Here is an 18,810-nt window from a genome sequence, read left to right as displayed (position 1 = left end):
CCACTGCAGAACGCAGCAAACCTTGCACACCAGCACGACGAGCAGGTAAGCAATCCACTTACGGGAACCACGCCGAGAAAGCAGCCAGCAACCCGCACACATATTCAGGGAAGTCGTCTTTGAGACGAGTCGGGCCGCTCCGCCTGTGCGCATGCGTTCGTCGTCGCCCAGGCCGGGGACGACAACGCCACGCTTCAGGCATGGTCCGTCATTCCGGCATGGCGCGAGGTCGCGCAAGGGCCGAGACGGGTGCCGGACACCATGGCCTCGCCGGAAGTTGTCCGATTACGCCGAGTTCGCTGAACCACTGCACTCCTTGTGCCGTTGCCCGTTCAAGGTAGATCTGCAGCAGGGTGGCGCATGCTCGGGCGTCGCTCTCGGCGTGGTGCGCTGTGCCGTGGTCGAGTCCTTCGGCAGCGGCGCAGTCGGCGAGGCGGTGCGAGGTCGCTGGCGGCCCGAAGCGGCGCGCCAGGTTCAGGGTGCACAAGGTCATGAGGTTGTCGGGGGCGTACCCAACGCGGGCGAATTCGGTGCTGAGGACTCCGCTGTCGTACCGGACATTGTGGGCCACAACGATCGCGCCGTCGAGCATGGCCGCCACATCTCCGGCGATCTGCGGGAAATGAGGTGCCGCTGCCAACTCGCCCTCGGTGAGGCCGTGGATGTGAGTGGGCCCAGGCCAGCGTCCCGGGTTGACCAGGGTGGAGTAGGTGCGGTCTTTGCTGCCGTCGGGGTGCAGGCGGATGATCGCGATTTCGGTGATGCGGGCCTTGCGGGTGTCGAGGCAGGTGGTCTCGATGTCCACGACGGCGTACGGCAGCGAGCCGATGCGGTGCTGACGGGGCGGGACAGCAGCCTTGGGCGGATCCAAGTTGACCGCTCGGGTGCGGTCAGTGGTGGTCGCGAGAGCGCTGATGGACTGCTGCGTTTCGGTGACGTTGAGGCGGTGGGCGTAGGAGCGGGTGAGGAGTTCTTCGCCGATGACGTCGTCGTACTTGTCGACGCGCTTGTCGGGGATCAGCGCGGCCAGGGCGAGGGCGTCGGGAACGCCCTCTGCGGCCAGGTCGGCCAGGAGGCCGGCGGCGGCTTGCGGGAAGGTGTCGCTGATCAGCAGCGCGACTCCGTAGCGGACGACGTCGACGCCGTGGGCGTGCAGGGCCAGGCCGAGGGTGGTCATGATGGCGTCGCCGCGGAAGGGGAACAGCAGGGTGTCGTTGCCGTAGCCGACGAGCGGGGTGTCGTGCAGGCCGAGGCGGCGGTAGGCGGCGCGGCCCTCGGCGAGCAGGCTCTGGGCGGTGGCGTCCAGGTAGGCCGGGACCGTGCTCTCCTCCTCGTACAGGCGCCGCATGGTGGTGCGGATGCGGTCGTGGACGAGCGGGCCGGTGCTGGTGAAGCGGGGCGGTCGGCCGCCGGAGGCGCGGGTGACTTCGATGAGTTTGGCGTGGGTGTCGATGGTCAGGATGCGCCAGCGGCGGCCGGCGAAGATGATCAGGCTGCCTTCCGGGAGCGGTTGTTCGATGGGGAGGCTGCCGAGCGTGCGGCCCTCGGTGACGATGCGGTATTCGGTGGGGGCGGCGAAGGCTGCGTAGAAGGTGTGGTGGTTGATCAGCCGCTCCCCCGTCTCGGCGGGCAGCAGGAGCCCGTCGTTCTCCTGGCGGATGAGGTCGGCGGCGGCGAGGTCGCGCAACAGTGTGGCGAAGGTGGGGCTGTCGACGGCGCGGAAGGGGCCTTGCGCGCACAGGGTGCGGTAGGCGTCGGCCGGGGTGATGCCGCCATGCTGGGCGATGAGGGACAGGATCTGCTGGGTGAGGGTGGACAGGTGCAGGGCTTCGGCGGCCGGGGGCTCGTACCAGCGTTGCAGGAGCAGCTCGATGGTGGCGATGGCCTGGACGAGCTGGGCGCGCAGTTCGTCGGCCGGGTGGATGGCCGGGGTGGCTTCGGGTTCGCTGACGTACAGGCGCAGGATGGCCGGTCCGCCGCGGCGTCCGGAGCGGCCGAGGCGTTGCCGCAGGGCGGCGACGCTGGGTGGGGCGCCGATCTGCGCGATGGAGGTGACGGAGCCGATGTCGATGCCCATCTCCAGGGTGGAGGTGCAGACGGCGGTTGCCGGGCGGGTGCGGTCCTTGAGGCGGGCTTCGGCGTGCTCGCGGATGTCTTTGGACAGGTTGCCGTGGTGGGGGACGAACTCCTCCGGTACGCGGGCATTCTCGCAGCGGCGGTTGAGCAGGTCGGTGTAGTCCTCGACGGCGGCGCGGGAGCCGGCGAAGACGAGGTGGTGTGAGCCGCGCAGCGTGGTGAACAGGTGGTCGGCGATGGCGAGCCGGTCGCCGGTGGCAACGTCGTCGGCGCTCACCTCCTCGCCGAGCGCTTCGTGAGCGGCGCGGGCGCGCAGGTCGAGCGTGGGCGCGGTCTGGACGTAGCCGCGGATCTGCAGGCGGAGCTCCTGGGCGTCGCTGCTGGAGACGATCACGGTGACGTCGTCGCCGGCCCGCGGGCGCAGGAAGTCGGCGGCTTTGCCCATGTCGCCGAGGGTCGCCGACAGGCCGATGCGGGGGATACGGCGACGAGCCGCCAGGTCGAGGCGGTGCATGAGGGACTGCAGCTGGGCACCGCGTTCGGTGCCGATGAAGGAGTGCAGTTCGTCGATGACGAGGTAGCGGACGGAGGCCATGAAGTCGCGGATCTTCCAGCCGCGCAGGACGAACATGGCCTCCAGCGACTCCGGGGTGATCAGCAGGATGCCGCGCGGGCGGTCGAGCAGCTTGCTCTTGGATGAGGTGGCGACGTCGCCGTGCCAGCGGGACACCGTGATGCCGAGGTGATCGCAGAGCTGGTCGAGCCGGCCGTACTGGTCGTTGATGAGAGCCTTGAGCGGGCTGATGTAGACGGCGGCGAACCCCGCGCTGTCCGGTTGCTCGGTCAGGACCGAGCAGACGGGCAGGAACGCGGCCTCGGTCTTGCCGGAGGCGGTGGCGGCGGCGATGAGCACGTCACGGTCGCCGGCCAGGATGGGGGCGATGGCGGCTTCCTGTGCCTCGTGGAGTTCGCGCCAGTTCTGCTGCCAGATCCACTGCTGGACCTTGGGATGCAGGCGTTCGAAGGCGTCAGAGCCGGAAGGAGGCGAGGTCGTCATCGCCGGGCCTTCCGTCTGAGCCTTCGTCGAGGGGCTCCAGATCGGGGTTGGTCTCCGGGGCCGGCTCCACCGAGGGCAGGATCTGCCGCCAGTCCACGCCCGGGTTCTGCTCCAGGACGGCCAGCAGGTCGCAGAACGCCTTGATGGTGGTGCGCGGGGTGCGGAAGTATGCCTCACCGATGCGGTTGGCGCAGTGGTACATGAAGGCGGCCAGCGCGTCGTCGGCCAGCAGGTAGCGGGAGGTGTCGCCGCCGGCTTGGACGTGGCGCAGTTTGGTCAGCAGGACGTACAGGTCTTCCTGGGTGAGTGCGGCCAGGCGCAGCACCGGGCCGGAGTAATCGACCAGGCCGACGGTGGCGAAGGTGTTCTCGGCGAGCCGTGATTGCAGGGCCGGGTAGCTGAACAGGCCGCGCCGGGTGTCGGCGAGGAATTCCGGGGTGCCGCCGAAGACGAACCCGAGGTGGGCGGCGGTGCCCTGCAGGGTGTCATTGAGGATGCGCAGGATCTGCTCGTAGTTGGAGTTGCGGGCCTGGGTGGAGGCCAGCTTGTAGAGGTTGACCATCTCGTCCAGGCACACCAGCAGCCCGTCGTAGCCGGCCAGCCGGACGAAGCGGCTCATCAGCTTCAGGTGGTCGTGGACGGTGGTGTCGTCGATGATGGTGCGCACGCCGAGCGCCGAGCGGGCCTCGGTCTTGGTGGCGTACTCGGCGCGCAGCCAGCGCACCGCGGCCGATTTGAGCTGCTCGTCGCCGCTGTCGTGGCCGCGCCAGTAGGCGCCGACGACCTCGGCGAAGTCGTAGCCGCCGGTCATCTCGCTCAGGTGCGCCAGCCTGGCCCGGATGACGTGCGACGGGTCGGCGCCGCTCTGCTGGGCCTCGGCCAGCGCGGTGGAGACGAACCGTTCCACCACGCTGCTCAGCGCTCCCCCGTCCGGCTTGGCGCGGGTGGCCAGGTTGCGCATCAGCTCGGCGTACAGGCCGCGGGCCTGACCGCCACTGGAGTGCAGGCGCCGGTCCGGGTTGAGGTCGGCGTGCGCCGTGACCAGCTTCTTCTCCATCGCGACGGAACGCACCAGATGCAGGAAGAACGTCTTACCTGCGCCGAACTCACCGATCACGAACCGCACCGCCGACCCGCCGTCGGAGATCCGGTCGATGTCTGTCACCAGCGCCTTCACCTCGGGCTCGCGTCCCACCTGGATGTGGCGCTGCCCGATGCGCGGCACGACGCCGGACCGCAGGGACTGCAGCAGGGCGTCACGCTCTCGGGGACGGATCGCGGTCGATGTCACGTCAGCATCTCTCCCAGCAGGTTCCGGTCGACCCAGATCGGGTCGTCACCATCCAGTAGCGGCTCGCCCACCAGCTCGTAGGCGGCCTCGTTGATCCGGTCCAGCGCGCCGTCCGGCAGCAGCTTCCAGCGCGCCGCCAATTGCTCGAACTGCGCCCGCGAGATCTGCTCGCCGGACGCGAGCTCACCTACCAGCCCGGAGTGCTGCCCGTCGAGCCCGGCCACGGGTGCGGCGGCGGGCAGCGGCGCAGCGGCTGGCGGGGGCTCGTCCTCGGTGAAGATCGAGCCCAGCAGCGCGCCGACGCGGGCGGTCTCGGCCAGCTTGGCCGCGATCGCTGCCTCGTCCAGCCGGACGAGCGGGCCGGCGGTCTGCTCGGTCTGCTGCGGGATGGCGTAGCCGCGTTCTGGTTGTGCTGGGCGGACGACGACCGGTTCCGTCGTCGGCGCGGGCTTGGTGGTGGCCGGCAGGAGGGCGGGATCGAGCTCCAGCAGGCGGTAGATCTTGGTGAGGGTCTTGACCTCGTCCGGGGAGATCCGGCCGTCGGCCGCGGCGATGGCGGTGAGGAATTCCGCCACGTACTGGCGCTGGGCCGCGTCGATGCCCGCGATGCGCCGGGTCAAGCCGGTGAGCTTGACCGGGGTGACGGTCAGCCAGCGCAGGTGCGCGTGCAGGCGCAGCCGTTCGTCGGCGGTCAGGTGCAGCGCCCGCTCCAGATGGTCGCTCAGGTGGCGCTGCTCCGTCTCGTCGAAGTCGCCGTCGGCGGCGCTGACCGCCGCCGCCAGGTGCAGCAGCAGCGTCGCCGCCTGGTAGGCGTCCGAGGCCGCCGCCGTCGGGCCGTCCGGCGCCGCGAACAACACCATGGAGCCCGAGGTGAGCACCGCGCCGCCCAGGCGCGGGTCGGGTTCGATGCCGACCCCCGCCCGGCCCAGCACCTGCGCCAGGGCGACTATGTCCTTCTTGGTCGGTTTCGCCGCCTGAGGTGAGGAGATGAAGGCGGAGAACTCTCCTACCGGTACGACGGCGGACTCCTGCGTGTCCAGCCGGTGGCGCGCCCACGCGATCGCCTGCCCGGCGCCGCCGCCAGACAGGTTCACCAGTTCGGCCGGGAGCAGCGCCTGCGCCTGGACCGAACGCTGCCCGTCGGGCACCCGGCCGAGGTAGCGACTGTATGCCTCGAGCTCCGCGGTGCACTCGTCGGCCAGCGCGACCAGTTTGCGGGTCGGCGCGGCGTATCCGATTATGTCGGGGATGCCGGGCAGGGTCAGTTCGGCGACTCCACGAAACCCGGCACTGGCGGGCCGGTAGTCCAGCGTGACCTCCTTGCGGCCGGGCCGCACGAGCAGCCCCTTCCCGTAGCGGGCGGCGTAGCGCTGCAAGAAGAGCGCGTCGAACTCGGCGGTGCAACGGGTGGCAGGGGTACGCGGGTAGTACTCCGGATGCGAACGGATCCAGGTCAACGCCCAGTCAGCAGGTACAGGTACGCCTTGAGCAGCGAACGTTCCCAGACCGGTGCGCAGCCGTAACGGGGGCGGGTAGTCGCGGGTGGGCTCCGGCGCTTTCGCGGAGGGCTCAGCCGTGAACATGTCCACTACCTGCTCGAACTGTCCCACGTACCGCTTGAAGGCTCTGTGTCCACCGTAGATGGACAGGAGACGCCGAACTTCCTGATGGATGATCGGCAGCTCGAACGCTGCGCTGGAACGGTCCCGCTGCAGGTCGTAGAGCACCCGCCGTTCCAGCCCGTAGAAGTAGAGGAACACATACCCGATCGGCGCCTGCGGAAAGCGCCGCCCATCCGCGAGCCAGGCCAGATAGGCGGCCCTCGACCGCGGCGGAATGTCGCTGTACGACGGCCAATAGTCCAAACCCTGCCCGCCCCAGTCCGGCTGACGCAGGTCAACGGGCAAGGCAGGATTGATCAGCGCCGGGTCCACCGTGTAGCCCGATGGCGCGGCCAACTGCGTGCCGATGTAGAGGAGCCCGCCGACGATGTTGTAGCCCGCGATGGTTACTCCCATTCCCGGACGCAGCCATGGATCTACGGGAGCGTGCGAACGAGCCGGCGGCGTTGGCGGGGCAGAAGCGTGCATCGTGTAGCGACCGGGGCGCGCAGAGGACGGATGTTGGGTGGATCCAGGTTGCGGAGCGGTCCTTGTCGGTGGAGTGGGTTCCCGCCGGAACCGGTCCAAAAAGCTCACTGATCACCCCTGTACAGCCCGCTCGGCTCAACATCCAAGATGCTCGAGGCCATCCCCCACGCCGGAAGGAACGTCAGTTCCGTCTATCCCTCATAGCACCAGCAGGTTCTCCTGTTACCGATGCGACGCACACCTACGGCACTTATGGGTATTTTGGTTCATCCGATATAGCAAGAGCGAGGCGCTCAGCAGGTTCCGGACAGTCGGCTACATAAGCTGACAGAAGTTTGGAAGCGGTAGGTACGCAACGAGGCGTCGTAGGCAGTTGTCGCGGAAAACCATCCGCTTGGCGCCGGGGCGATCGGACAGTCGCGCTGGTGGCGCACGAGTTTGACATCAACGCCAGCACCCTGGGCAGGTGGGTGAACTGGCATCGGATCGTGAGGGCTCAGGAGGAGCAGTCGGCGGTCCCTGAGCCGGCCCGGCCCTTCACGGCTACTCAACGGCAAAGGAGGGCAGGCTTAAGACTTCTTGTCGAAGTTCCTGACGAACTGAACGAGCCCCACCACCGCCCCGCTGACGACGACGACAGCCCCAGCGCTGGTGGTGAACGCCACCACGCCATCAGCACCGAGGGCATTCAGGACGATCCAGCACACCAACGCGACGATAATCCCGCAGGCCACCGATAGCCCTGCCACGAGCGCACCCATCCTCAACCTCCGTCTGAAGCTCACCCGTTTCTGCACAGGCCTAATCCTCACTGGTACAGACCTTTTGGCAGTCACTCGAATGGGATCCCGTGGGTAGCGCGCACTGTGGAGAACAGATTGCCATGGCGGCGACCCCCGTTATTCCGCCCCGTATACAACGACATTGGCCCACCCGCATATATGGAAAAAGCGGCAGACCGCTCGATTGGCCAATAAAAGCCCCTGAGTGGGACACTGGCTCTTCTATGCTGCGCGGTGATACTCGTTGATGATGCTGCCGAGGATCTTATGACGTTCGATCCGGTGCTTGGCCAGATCCGCGGGTTCCGACGGCGGATCGGGAGGGAAATGGTCCAGGAACCGGTGGGGCCGTTTGCGGTTGTAATGATCGACGTAGGCGCGAAGGGCTGCTCTGCAGTGTCGCTTCCCCTGAATCAGCAGCCGGCCCCGGCATTCCCGGCGAACGCTGCCGACCCACCGCTCGCAGATCGCGTTCGCCCGCGGCGCGCGAACCGGCGTCTTGACGATCCGGCATCCTTCACCGATGAACACCTCGTCGCAGGCCGCCGTGAACTTGGTGTCGCGATCATGAACGATTAATTTCACTCTGGCCAAGCGATCGCCGAGGTCCATGATGGGGTTTCTGGCCTGCTGAGCCACCCATTGTTCGGTCGGATGGACGGTCACACCGGCCAGATGGGCGCGCCGGTTGAAGTGCTCGATGAAGAACAACGCGTACAGCCGGACACCGAACAAGGTCTCCACGTGGAAGAAGCCGGTGGCGATAATGCCCTGGGCCTGGACGGTGAGGAACTGCCTCCAGGTCGGCCCCGAACGGCGCGGCGCGGGACCAAGCCCGGCACGAGCAAGAGTCATCCGGACCGTGGTCGGCGAGATGCGGTGACCCGGTTGCTTAAGCTCGCCATGGATGCGCTGGTAGCCCCAGTTCGGATTCTCCCGCGCCAGTCGGATCACCAGCTCACGCACCGTATCGGGCATCGGCGGACGACCTGATGTCCGGCGGGGATGGCTCCATTGTCGCCGCATCAGATCACGGTGCCAAGCCAGCAACGTCGCCGGAGTGACGAAGAACGCACTCCAGCGCACGCGAGGAAGCAGACGCGACAGTGCGGCCAGCCACACCCGATCCGCAGGCTGCAGCAGCGGACGGGCGATCTGCCACCGAAACACGGCGACCTCATGCCTCAGCACCAGGATCTCGATTTCCTTGGCACCGCCGCTACGCGCGAGCAGCACCAGCCCTCCGACCAGATGCCGGACAATCATGTAAAGCACTTGACCACATCATGCCTAGACAATCAGCCTTGATCACCGTATAACCGCAGGTGGCAGCACCAGGTCGAGTTTCCGCATCCCACAGGCGTCCCCAGTCCTCATCGACCAAGCCGTTCAGCGCGTGAGCGGCAGTGCGGGCCGGTTCCTCCAGGGCTGCGCGCATGCCTCGGTGACCAACTTCCAGGCGGGTCAGCTCGCGCACGGTGGCCAGGACATGAGTGGAATCGGTGCGCTGGGTGGTGCGCTCGCGGACCAGTCCGGCCTCCTTCAGAAGATCGAGAAGCTGGTCCGCCCGCCCGTCCTGCAGCAGGCGGTCACGGAAGTCACCGAGCACGCCGTGGTGGAAGCCGGGATCGTCCAGTTCGAGGCCGAGCGCGTACGTGAAGTCGATGCGACAGCGCACGGCCTCGGCGGCATCGCGATCGGAAAGGTCCAGCACGAATTGCAGCACGCTCACCGTGGCCAGTTGGGCGGGTGAGAGTCCCGGCCGGCCGTCGCGGGGATACCACTGCGCGAAGTCCTCACCGCTCCATAACCCATCCAGCCGGTCGCGGATCCACATGGCCGGTTGGCCACGGGGATTACTCGCTCGTGCTACCTGGGCGGTGAGCTCCGGGACCTCCAGCGCGGACCGGGGACTAACCGGTAGAGACACCTGACCACCTCGGGGGAATGACCGACTTCGCCGCCCCCCAAGCCGCACAGTTGCTGATCAGTCGCCCTCCGGGACATGCCGGATGTTTTCAAGATTCCCGACAGAGTCAAGATCAGGGTCTGTGCACATGCTGCAAATGAGCCGTCCCGCAGTGACGATGTAGGCGTGAGCAAGCGCACGCGTAGATTCGGCTGGCGCACCACACTCGCCGTGATTGCCTTCTTCGTCGTTGGCATGCTCGTGCTGTTGGTGTGGCGGTCCTATTCGCCGAAAGAGGCAGTCAACCTCGCGGACTTCGCCGCGGTGGCGCTGGCCGGGGCCACCGCGGTGGCTGCGGTCCTGACCTGGGCGCTGCGCTGGGGTGGCGCGCCCGCTTCCTTACCCGCCGAGGTCGGCAAGGCCGCCGATGTGCTGGCCGGGCTGGTGGAGCGTCAATGGCGCGAGGAGGCCCGCAACCGCCTTCTCGATGACCCGGTGCCCATCTCCGTGCGCTGGAAGCTGACCAGTGACCCGACAGTAACGAGGAGCCCTCGTCTGATCAGCGGCGAACAGGAGTCCGATCTCGATGTGAGCAGTGATGACATCGACCGCTTGGGCGCTGCCTTCCGATCTCTCGCCCGCCGACGGATCGTTATAACGGGCGGCGCGGGAATGGGGAAAACGACCCTCGCCGTCCAGCTATTGCTGCATCTTCTCGCCACCCGTCCGACGGACAAAACACCTGCCGGGCAGGGGCAGCTCGTGCCGGTGCCAGTGCTGTTCCCGGTCTCCGGCTGGGACGTTGAAGCCTATCCCCGGCTCCAGAGCTGGCTTGCTGCCCGGCTGGATCTGGACTATCCGGCGCTTCGCGCGCCGGAACTCGGTACGAGCGCCGCCGCGCTTGTCCACGGCGGGTACATCCTGCCTGTCTTGGATGGCCTTGATGAGGTGTCGGCGCCGATGCGAGTCCGGATCATCGAGGCACTCAACAGCTCGCTCAGTGAGGGCGACGGGATGATCCTCACCAGCCGCCGTATCGAGTTCACAGCCGCAGTCCGCGATGCGGGGCGCCCACTCACTGGTGCCGCGGTCATCGTCGCCAGGCCGCTGTCGCGAGCTGCCGCCGCCGATTACCTGGCGGCCTGCCTCCCCGATCATCCACCGCCCGCCTGGACTAAGTGCTTGCCGCGCTGCGCTCGGGCTCCGTGCCCGCCCTGGCCGAGCTGTCCGGTATCCCGATGTGGTTGTGGTTGATCCGTACAGTGTTCATGGCTCCCGGCGCAGACCCCCGACCGCTGGCCGGTCCTCTAGGGCAGGACGCCACGGCGTTGCGCACCTATCTGCTCGACCGGCTCATCCCGGCGCTCATCAAGACGCGCCCGCCAGACGATGCCGGCTCCGACCAGTTTCGACCCCGCCGCCAGTGGGACCCTGATCGCACCCGCGATCACCTGTCATATCTCGCTGGCGTGCTGCATGGCCGCAGTACCTACGACCTGGCTTGGTGGCGGTTGTCCTTTGATACCACGCCTGACGACGAGCGACGCCGTGTGGCTGGTCGCATCAAGCTCGTCGCCGGCGTCGCGACCGGCCTCCTGGTAGGGCTGGCGTTCGGACTGCCGGTCGGCCTGGCGGTGGGGCTGGTGGCCGGACTGGCGCTCGCCTGCTGGCTCTCGGCCAGGTTAGCTCCCGGGCGTCGCCGCAAGTTCACCGCCACGATCACGGCAGGGATCACTTTTCTCCTCCCGGTCAGCCTTCCGATCGGGCTTGCGATCGGGCTGAAATCCGGCCTCCCGGTTGGGCTCATGGGAGGATTGCCCATCGGGCTCACGGTGGGGCTCGTCGGCGCGCTAGCGATCACGTTCGTCTCGGCGACCGGGATCAAAATCGCCGCCGCGGTCGCCACCTGGCTCACGTTGTCGTTCAGCGCACCCTACTCAGGTGACGCTGGGAGCACCTTGGTAGCTGGGCTCGTGGGCGGGCTCGTGACCTTGGCCACCCCCCACGTTCAACAATGGTTCGACCAGACACCCGGGTACGCCGACCTCCGGCTTTCCGGGCGGATGACCGCCCTCGCCCGACGCCTGCGCGTGACGATCGCATTCATCGTCCTGTTCCCCTTCACGATCGCACTTGCGTTCAAGATCGCGTACGAACTTTCCGACGGGCGCCTGCTCACGGCCCAGGACGGAATCGTATTCGCGGCAACGGCCTCGTTCGCGGCCGTGCTGTGGGTAGGCGTGGGGACCGGCCTGCTCGCCAAGGCGGCGATCGAGTGGCTGGAACAACCAGCGTCTTATGCGAAGGCCACCACCCCGCTGGCGATATGGAAGTCCGACCGCACTCTCACCTTGCTGCGAACAACAGCCGCAATGCTCTTGGGCGGGCTGGCATTTGGGCTCCTGGAGGCCTCTGTGGGAGGGATCAAGGGGGGCATCACAGACGGGCTTGCGCCCGGGCTCGTTGTGGGGCTAGTGCTCGGACTCAGGCAGGGCAAGCACCATGCCTGGATGATCTGCAAGATCACCAATTGGCGACTGGCCTGGGCGGGGCACCTTCCTCGTAACCTGATGGCGTTCCTGGACGATGCCCACCGTCTTGGCTTGTTGCGCACCGCGGGGCCGGTGTATCAGTTCCGGCACGCCGTGCTGCACGACTACCTCGCTGCCGCTGCGGTGAGGTCGTCGCGGTAACTGACCCGCGCCGCCGAACGTCGTCGCCCAGACGGGCCATATAGCCGCCAGTGATTCGAAGACATCCCTGGCCGGCGGCGAGCAATTGTTCGACCCGCGCGAGCGGCACGCCTGCGGCCACCAGCGTCTTGATCCGGATCAAATCGACCACGGCTCGCGGGCCGTAGCGGCGATAACCCGAGGCATCGCGTTCGGGCTCGGGAAGCAGGCCACGCTGGTGGTAATGCCGGATGGCACGGATGGTCATGCCCACCCGTGCGGCCAGTTGCCCGATGGTTAGCAATCCAGCCCCTCCCAGCACACGCGCTCTGGTTCGAGACCTCAGCCTAGCGTTTTGTACGGCTGGCGCCGGATGGAGGTGCGGCGGGTAGTTGTACCGTGACGCGAAGCCCGCCGCAGCTCGGCGCCGATGTCGTCCCGCTGGGCCTCGGGGCGGCATCGAGGGCCGGCGATCCTTTCCGAGACGCGGCCTCGACCGGCAAACAGCGGGTGGTGCAATGGTCTTCGATCCTGGCCATGGCCGCCTACGGCGCCGTCCAGCCGCGCGCCGCTCTTCCAGACGATCATCCGCAACTCCGAACGGATCGCCCGGGACTCCCGGAAGAGCAAGCTTGCCCACAGGCAGAGGCCGCATCGCTGGCGTTCGGTGGCCATGGTCCGACCGCTCCAACCGCGACCTCACCCAGCTCGCCACCTGGCTCGGCCTCACCGCCTGACCATGGCATCCCTCGACCACGTGCATGGCGCGAAACCGGCTGATCCCTTGTTCGGCGAAGATCCCCGACGGCGTCAGGCACTTGGTGATGGGCCCTGCCGTTTAAGGAGCGAAATCCAGCTGCGTGCGGTGACCGGTGCGGACCCAGGATGTCGAGGATGATGCCGCTGAGTGAGACCCACGCCGTGAGCACCCCCGCGTCACCGGGCGGGACATCGCCATCAAGCACGTCACGTCACCCGGAAGAATGGGGCGAGGCACGCCGCTACATCGGCCTGGACTTCCTGGCCGAAGCACGCGTCCGGGTGATCCACGGCAACACACCGACCCCGGCGTAACGGGTCACTGTTCCAGGATCCCGTGAGCGATGCTCGATTGTTGCTTTGAGCGCCAGTCCACGACCCCGTCACCTATAGTGACGGGTCCCGCTCTTCTTGGATCCATGCTTTCGAGACGAGCCCCAGACGTACCTGCGGCAGCGACATTTCCGCAGGTCGGCCAGTCTCATAAGTTGGTCTCGAAAGTGGTTCTCGTAACCAAGAGTGGGTGCCGTGTGAGCCGGGAAAGGGCAGTCGGCATCCCGTGACGGCATCTCGCCCCCGGGGCTTACGGGAGGGCGGACTGGGTCACAGTGCGGATGGTCTCCTCGAAACGCCGCGCCTCGTTCCGGTCCACGGCAAGATCGATCGGCTTGCCCTTCTTCCAGGTCGTGAGTGGCTTGGCCGGCGGATGGTCGATGAGTGCGGCTAGCGGCGGCACGGCTTTGGCCACCGGTTGGGCGAACACCGCCGATGCCACCTGTACGAGGCCGCGCAGCGGCTGCTTGAAGGGCTCATGCAAGCCGGTCGCCACGAACACCGGGTTGTACAGCACGTATTTCGTCCGCTCAGAGGAGTAGGCCATCCCCAGTAGTTCGCTGGCCGCGGCTCCCTGCATGGTTGCGGTCAGCCCCCGGTACTTGTCCTTCAGCTGGAGGTCGTTCCATTGGATCTTGCCGCCTTGTCCGGCGCCGCACAGGTTGATGATCACCGGTATCGGTGCCTTTTCCAACGGGTCGCGCAGTCCTTCGGCCATGAGCCAGCGGTTGATCACGTAGAGGGCGAAGGTGTGCTCGAAACCCTCATCGGTCTCCACTCGTACCGCGTTGAACCGGAACGCGGCGAGCACCAACGCGTCGATCACGGGGTGCTCGGTGCTGAGTCGTTCTATCAGGTCGCGGGTCTGGCGCAGGGAGCTGAGGTCAGCTCTGACGAATTGGGCGTTCGGCACCTCCTCGCGCAGGCGTCGCCCGCCCTCCTCGCTGCTGCCCACGGCCACGACTTGATCGCCGAGCTCGGTGTAGTGGCGGGCGAGGGCTTTGCCGATGCCGTTCGTGCCGCCAGTGATCACGATAGTGCGGGCCATAACTTGAGGTCCTCCTCAACTTGAGATGAGCCTCAACTTAGCTAGGATTCCGGGCATGCGCAAGGACGCCGTACACAACCGCGAGCGCCTCCTGCGAGCGGCCCGGGAGCTGTTCGCGGACCGGGGGCTCGACGTACCGCTTGAGGAGATCGCACGCTCGGCCGGTGTCAGCATCGGCACGCTCTACAACCGCTTCCCCACACGCGACGCCCTGGTGGAGGCAGTGTTCGCGGATCGTGCGGCGACCGTGACCGAGCTGGCCGAGCAGGCGCTGGCGATGGACGACGCCTGGGAGGGGTTCGTCGCGTTCCTGACCGGCGTGTGCGAACTGCAGGCGGCTGACCTCGGCTACAACGACCTCGCCGCGCGGACGGTGGCGGTGGACGGGGATCGCGGATTCGGCCTGATGGGGGAGATCCTCGAACGCGCCCAGCGATCCGGGGACTTGCGCGGCGACGTCACACTCGCCGACATGGCATTCGTGCTCTGGGGTGTGGCGGCGACCGTCAGAGCCACGTCCAAAGTGGCGCCGGGAGCCTGGCGGCGGCACCTCGCCCTCGCCCTGGACGGCCTGCGCCTCGCCGCCGCCCGGCCCCTGCCGGTGCCGCCCATGTCCACCGCGCAGACCCGCGCCGCGATGCGGGAGTGCTGACATGAAGACGATCCACACCTGCCCACGGCCTTCAGCTGAATGAGCCTGATCGAGATAGCTGGAACCGATGAGGTGCCGTGACCTTGGGGTCTGGGTGGGTCGGCTCACGCTTGTTGGAACCGATTTCTCGCGGTAGTTGGCACCGGGCGGTAGGTCTCAGGCATTCTGGGACCGATTCTCACGATCGACGGACAGTAGTGTCCGTGGACGTTGAGGGTGATAGCGGGGTAGGTCGGGCTGGTCCGCTGTGGTCGCACTCGGCAGGGTGGGACGGCCTGCTGACCCCGGTCGGGGTGGAGGCAGGCATGTCTGGTCTGGACCTGGACGAGGGGTGGACTGACCAGTGGTCGGTGACCTGGAGGACAGGCCGCGATTTGGTCTCGTGTTCAGTCCGGGAACTCCTGAGCGGGCCAGCCATCGCATATTCGCCATCAGCACCGGATCGGGAACACCCATCCGTGCGAATTCCCAGTTCACCGTCCGGCAGGCCCGCTCGCTGGCCTCGAACGCCCGCGCCGCCGCGTCGTCGATCTGATCTTCTGCGCCTCCACGGTGATCAGCCCCTCGCCCTCGGCCGCCGCCAGCGCGCCGGCCGTCAGCCCGAGACCGGCCATGGCGCGCAGCGTGGCCGCCAGCGCGCCACTCTCCTCCGCCGCCGCGACCAGCAGCGCCGTACGGGCCGGCGCGGGCAGTTTGGCGATGCGCCGCCGGTAGGCGTCCTGCAGGCGGTGCGGCAGCGGAAGGTGCCCGGAATCGTCGGCCGCGGCCTTGGGCAGTTCGAGCATGTGCGGGATGAACCGGCCGATCCCCCAGGGGTGCGGCACTGGCGAGACCAGGCCGCACGGCCGGTCGTCATCCGGTGGCCTGGCAGGTGGCGCCTGGGGGTGGGAGCCTCAAGCTGGTGAAGTAGCGGTTGACGTGGGCGGTGACGCAGCCGCCCTTGCCGTAGACGTAGAGGGCGTGGCCGTGTCCGTCGTACCGGACGCTCGAGGAGCCCGGCACGTGGCGGATGATACTGGTGACCTCGTCGTGGTCGGTCCAGCTGCCGACTCCGAGGAAGGGCGCCAGGCCGCTGGTGGGCAGCGGTGCCGGTGGGTTGGTGACGGGAGCGGGCCAGCCGGCGCAGCCCAGCGGCCACCACGCCCGTTGCCCCGCGAAGTTCGGCGACAGCTCTCGCGCCCTGCGCAGTGCCCTGCGGTAGGCCGCGTAGCTCTCATACACTCGGCCGTCGAGGCAGTGGGTCATGTTCTGCCCGGCGAGCGAGGGGAGCTTGGGTCTGCCCGTGGCCCGCCGGACGTATTCGGCGAACCCGGAGGCGTCGCCCTCGGCGGCCTTCTTGATCGCCTCGGCCAGCTCGACCCAGCGCGGGACGTCCGGTTCCGGGCCGGGCGAGGTGAAGCTGGGGGCGGCGGCCACCTTCAGGTCGAACCCGGTGTAGGCGGCCCCGGTCGGGTCGTTGTGCACCGGCACGGGGGAGCGGTCGGCGGCGACCACCAGCCGGCGCCATACCTCGCCGGTGTCCTGGCCGTGCAGGGCGCAGGCCGTGGCCGAACGACACCAGGCGGCGAACCGCTCCAGTTGCTTCTCCGCCCTCGGATACATGTCGGCATCCCTGGCCGCTGCCCCCTGGATGTGGGCGGCGGTGCCGTCCATGACCATGGCGCGGATGCGGGAGGGGAACAGGCGGGCGTAGGCCATCGCGGGATGTCCGCCGTAGGAGGTGGCGAGGAAACTCAGCCGCTGCTCGCCCAGGGCGGTGCGGACGGCCTCGATGTCGCGGGCGACGGAGGCCGAGTCCATGTGGTCGAAGAACTCCGGGTCTGCCGACCGGCACCGCTGCGCGTGTTCGCGGTTCGTGCGGGCGAGTGCGGCGTACTCGGCACGGGTGTCCGGCAGGGTGAGATAGGGGCCGGTGGCCAGGCACTCGTACGGCAGTACACCGCCGGGCTCGACGGTGTTGCGCGGGTCGAAGCTGACCACGTCGAAGCGGTCACGCAGCTTGGCGAACCTCCCGTGGAACTGCTTCAGCTCGTCGATGCCCGACACACCAGGGCCGCCGGGGATGGAGAACACCGTGCCGATCCGGCGTGCCACACCGGAGGCGGGAAGCAGCGCGACGGGCACGGTGATCTTCCGTCCCGCGGGCTCCGTCCAGACGAGGGGCACCTGGACGGAGGCGCAGCGCATGTCCCTAGGGGCGTCCTTGCCGGTACACGGCCGCCAGGCCAGCGAGGACGGGCCGGAGGGCGTCGAGTCTGCGGTGGCGGGCACCGCTACCAGAGCGGTCAGGAGCGTGGCGGTCGCTCCAATGGCCAGCACCTTGTGGCGTCCCTTCAGCGCGGTCACCGTCGCGCCCGCCGTCAGCGCGGCGGCGACGTAGACGACGAGCAGCGCGGCCGCCGTCCCCGAAGGCAGCAGGCCGCCGCCCACCCCGGCGATCTGCGACGGCAGATTCTCCATCATGTACGAGCCCACCTGCGAACGCAGCGGCGACGGCAGCGCCTGGGCGACGATCGGGATCACCAGGAAGAACATGACGAGCGCGACCAGGCTGCCAGGGGTGGACCGGATCGCCGCGCCCACACCGAGCCCGATCAGCGCCGCGGCCGTCATGGACAACCCGGCGACGACCACCGTGGCGAGCACGCCCGGCTCCGAAAGCGGGGTGCCCAGGGTGCCCCCGTCAAGCAGCATCTGACCGGCGCGGTCGCCGAGGACGGCCTGGGCTGCCAGATGCATGGCGAACGCCAGCACCTGGCCGACGACCAGGGTGACCGCGGCCAGACCGGGGATCTTGGCGAACAGGAACGCCTGTCGCCGCGGCACCGCCGCCAGGCTGGTGCGGATCATCCCTGTGGCGTACTCGGAGGTGATCGAGAGCGCGCCCAGCGTGCCCAGCACAAAGTAGGCGACCGGCAGCCCGGTGCCCAGCCCGGCGCCGTTGCCGGCGAAGCTCAGCCGCTCCTCGAACGTCTGGCGGTCGAACCCCCGCCCCACCAGGTACGCCACCCCGGCGCAGACCAGCACGGCGAGGATCGAGACGGCCAGCAGGTAGACGTTGGAGCGGAGCGAGCGGAGCTTGTACCACTCTGAGGCGATCACGTCCCTCATCGGGTCACCTCCGAGACGGTTTCGGTGGTGGCGGGGCGGGCGCCGTACTGGACGCTGTCCTCGGTCAGCTCCATGAACGCCTCCTCCAGCGAGGCGCTGCGCGGCGTCAGCTCCCGCAGCGCGATGCCCGCCCGCAGGGCCAGCTCGCCGATCTCGGTCGCGTCCATGCCCCGCACCGTCAGGTCGCCGGGCGCCAGGGCGTCGGCGGTCACGCTCGCACCGTGCGCGCGCAGGGTCTGCGCCAGCCGGTCCGGGTGCGCCGTGCGGACCAGCACGTCGCGCTGGAACCGTGCGGCGAGTGCGTCCGTCGTCGTGTCGGCGATCAGCCGGCCGCGCCCGATGACCACGACATGGTCGGCGGTCAGCGCCAGCTCGTTCATCAGATGGCTGGACAGCAGGACGGTGCGGCCGTCGGCCGCCAGCGAGCGTAGCAGGTCGCGGATCCAGCGGATGCCCTCCGGGTCCAGGCCGTTGAGTGGCTCGTCGAACATGAGCACCGCCGGGTCGCCGAGCAGCGCCCCCGCGATGCCGAGGCGCTGCTTCATGCCCAGGGAGAACCCGCCGATCCGCCGGCCCGCCACGTCGGCCAAGCCGACCTGGTCGAGCACGGCGGCCACCCGCTTCAAGCCGATGCCGTTGCTGCGTGCCAGGCAGCCGAGATGGTCGCGGGCCGTACGCCCGACGTGCACCGCTCCGGCGTCCAGCAGCGCTCCCATCGTGCGCATGGGCCGGCGCAGCGACGCGTACGGGCGCCCGTCCACCAGTGCCTCACCCGCGGTGGGGATCTCCAGCCCGAGTACGACTCGCATGGTCGTGGACTTACCGGCTCCGTTCGGCCCCAGGAATCCGGTCACCAGGCCCGGTTTGACCGTGAAGGTCAGGTCGTCCACGGCGAGCGTGCGGCCGTATCGCATGCTCAGCCCTCTCACTTCGATCACGTCTCATCCTTGTCCGCCAGGTCGGGCCGATCAGCTCGATCCGATCGCGCGACCAGCCTCGCGGTCCAGGGTTCCGGCCTCCATGGGCGTCG

The 18,810-nt window shown here is 68.2% G+C and carries 13 protein-coding genes and 1 pseudogene; 3 read left to right on the top strand and 11 right to left on the bottom strand.

Features of this window, described 5'->3' with window-relative positions; translation table 11 throughout:
• Nucleotides 1–208: 208 nt before the first annotated feature.
• The 6 genes from C4V41_RS13780 to C4V41_RS13755 all read right to left on the bottom strand — a co-directional run bounded on the left by C4V41_RS13780 (nt 209) and on the right by C4V41_RS13755 (nt 9,133).
• Nucleotides 209–3,133: a DEAD/DEAH box helicase gene (locus tag C4V41_RS13780; protein ID WP_160150270.1), complete on the bottom strand. Its 2,925-nt coding sequence runs from the start codon at nt 3,131–3,133 to the stop codon at nt 209–211.
• Nucleotides 3,105–4,424, bottom strand: a complete 1,320-nt coding sequence (locus C4V41_RS13775; protein WP_103956203.1) for an ATP-binding protein — start codon at nt 4,422–4,424, stop codon at nt 3,105–3,107. Before C4V41_RS13775 ends, C4V41_RS13780 begins: the two co-directional genes overlap by 29 nt.
• Complete coding sequence (locus C4V41_RS13770; RefSeq protein ID WP_160150269.1) at nt 4,421–6,442, bottom strand: tellurite resistance TerB family protein; 2,022 nt, start codon at nt 6,440–6,442, stop codon at nt 4,421–4,423. The genes C4V41_RS13775 and C4V41_RS13770 overlap by 4 nt, the downstream gene beginning before the upstream one ends.
• Before the next feature lie 641 nt (nt 6,443–7,083).
• Complete coding sequence (locus tag C4V41_RS13765; RefSeq protein ID WP_146103647.1) at nt 7,084–7,275, bottom strand: hypothetical protein; 192 nt, start codon at nt 7,273–7,275, stop codon at nt 7,084–7,086.
• A 243-nt stretch (nt 7,276–7,518) separates the two neighbouring features.
• Entirely contained in the window at nt 7,519–8,562 is a 1,044-nt protein-coding gene (locus tag C4V41_RS13760; RefSeq protein ID WP_103956200.1) for an integrase core domain-containing protein, read from the bottom strand.
• Nucleotides 8,516–9,133 (bottom strand): transposase, encoded by a 618-nt coding sequence (locus C4V41_RS13755; protein ID WP_200823959.1) that lies wholly within the window; start codon nt 9,131–9,133, stop codon nt 8,516–8,518. The genes C4V41_RS13760 and C4V41_RS13755 overlap by 47 nt, the downstream gene beginning before the upstream one ends.
• A gap of 258 nt (nt 9,134–9,391) precedes the next feature.
• On the opposite strand from C4V41_RS13755, the gene C4V41_RS13750 reads away from it, so the two are divergent.
• Together C4V41_RS13750 and C4V41_RS64180 are read left to right on the top strand one after the other, a co-directional pair.
• Entirely contained in the window at nt 9,392–10,459 is a 1,068-nt protein-coding gene (locus C4V41_RS13750) for an NACHT domain-containing protein (protein ID WP_103956199.1), read from the top strand.
• The gene (locus tag C4V41_RS64180) at nt 10,384–11,898 is read left to right on the top strand and encodes a hypothetical protein (protein ID WP_160150268.1); all 1,515 of its coding nucleotides are present in this window, start codon (nt 10,384–10,386) and stop codon (nt 11,896–11,898) included. Before C4V41_RS13750 ends, C4V41_RS64180 begins: the two co-directional genes overlap by 76 nt.
• Before the next feature lie 85 nt (nt 11,899–11,983).
• Here the strand turns inward: C4V41_RS64180 and C4V41_RS65310 are convergent.
• Nucleotides 11,984–12,337 (bottom strand): annotated as a pseudogene (locus tag C4V41_RS65310) (MerR family transcriptional regulator); the annotation flags it as partial.
• A gap of 882 nt (nt 12,338–13,219) precedes the next feature.
• Nucleotides 13,220–14,017, bottom strand: a complete 798-nt coding sequence (locus tag C4V41_RS13740; protein ID WP_103956198.1) for an SDR family NAD(P)-dependent oxidoreductase — start codon at nt 14,015–14,017, stop codon at nt 13,220–13,222.
• 55 nt (nt 14,018–14,072) lie between these two features.
• Between C4V41_RS13740 and C4V41_RS13735 the strand changes: the two genes are divergently transcribed.
• Entirely contained in the window at nt 14,073–14,669 is a 597-nt protein-coding gene (locus tag C4V41_RS13735) for a TetR/AcrR family transcriptional regulator (RefSeq protein WP_103956197.1), read from the top strand.
• 473 nt (nt 14,670–15,142) lie between these two features.
• Here C4V41_RS13735 and C4V41_RS13730 read toward each other — a convergent pair whose 3' ends face one another.
• Genes C4V41_RS13730 through C4V41_RS13720 form a run of 3 tightly spaced genes read right to left on the bottom strand, consistent with a single transcriptional unit; the run spans nt 15,143 to nt 18,718 of the window.
• Entirely contained in the window at nt 15,143–15,493 is a 351-nt protein-coding gene (locus C4V41_RS13730) for a hypothetical protein (RefSeq protein ID WP_103956196.1), read from the bottom strand.
• Nucleotides 15,494–15,521: 28 nt separating this feature from the next.
• Complete coding sequence (locus tag C4V41_RS13725) at nt 15,522–17,780, bottom strand: alpha/beta fold hydrolase (protein ID WP_103956195.1); 2,259 nt, start codon at nt 17,778–17,780, stop codon at nt 15,522–15,524.
• Complete coding sequence (locus C4V41_RS13720; RefSeq protein WP_103956194.1) at nt 17,777–18,718, bottom strand: ABC transporter ATP-binding protein; 942 nt, start codon at nt 18,716–18,718, stop codon at nt 17,777–17,779. The genes C4V41_RS13725 and C4V41_RS13720 overlap by 4 nt, the downstream gene beginning before the upstream one ends.
• Between the last annotated feature and the right edge of the window lie 92 nt (nt 18,719–18,810).

Source organism: Nonomuraea solani (assembly GCF_900108335.1).
Lineage (GTDB): Bacteria > Actinomycetota > Actinomycetes > Streptosporangiales > Streptosporangiaceae > Nonomuraea > Nonomuraea solani.
The sequence above is the reverse complement of the archived record's forward strand: the minus strand, read 5'-3'. Positions and strand labels throughout refer to the sequence as shown.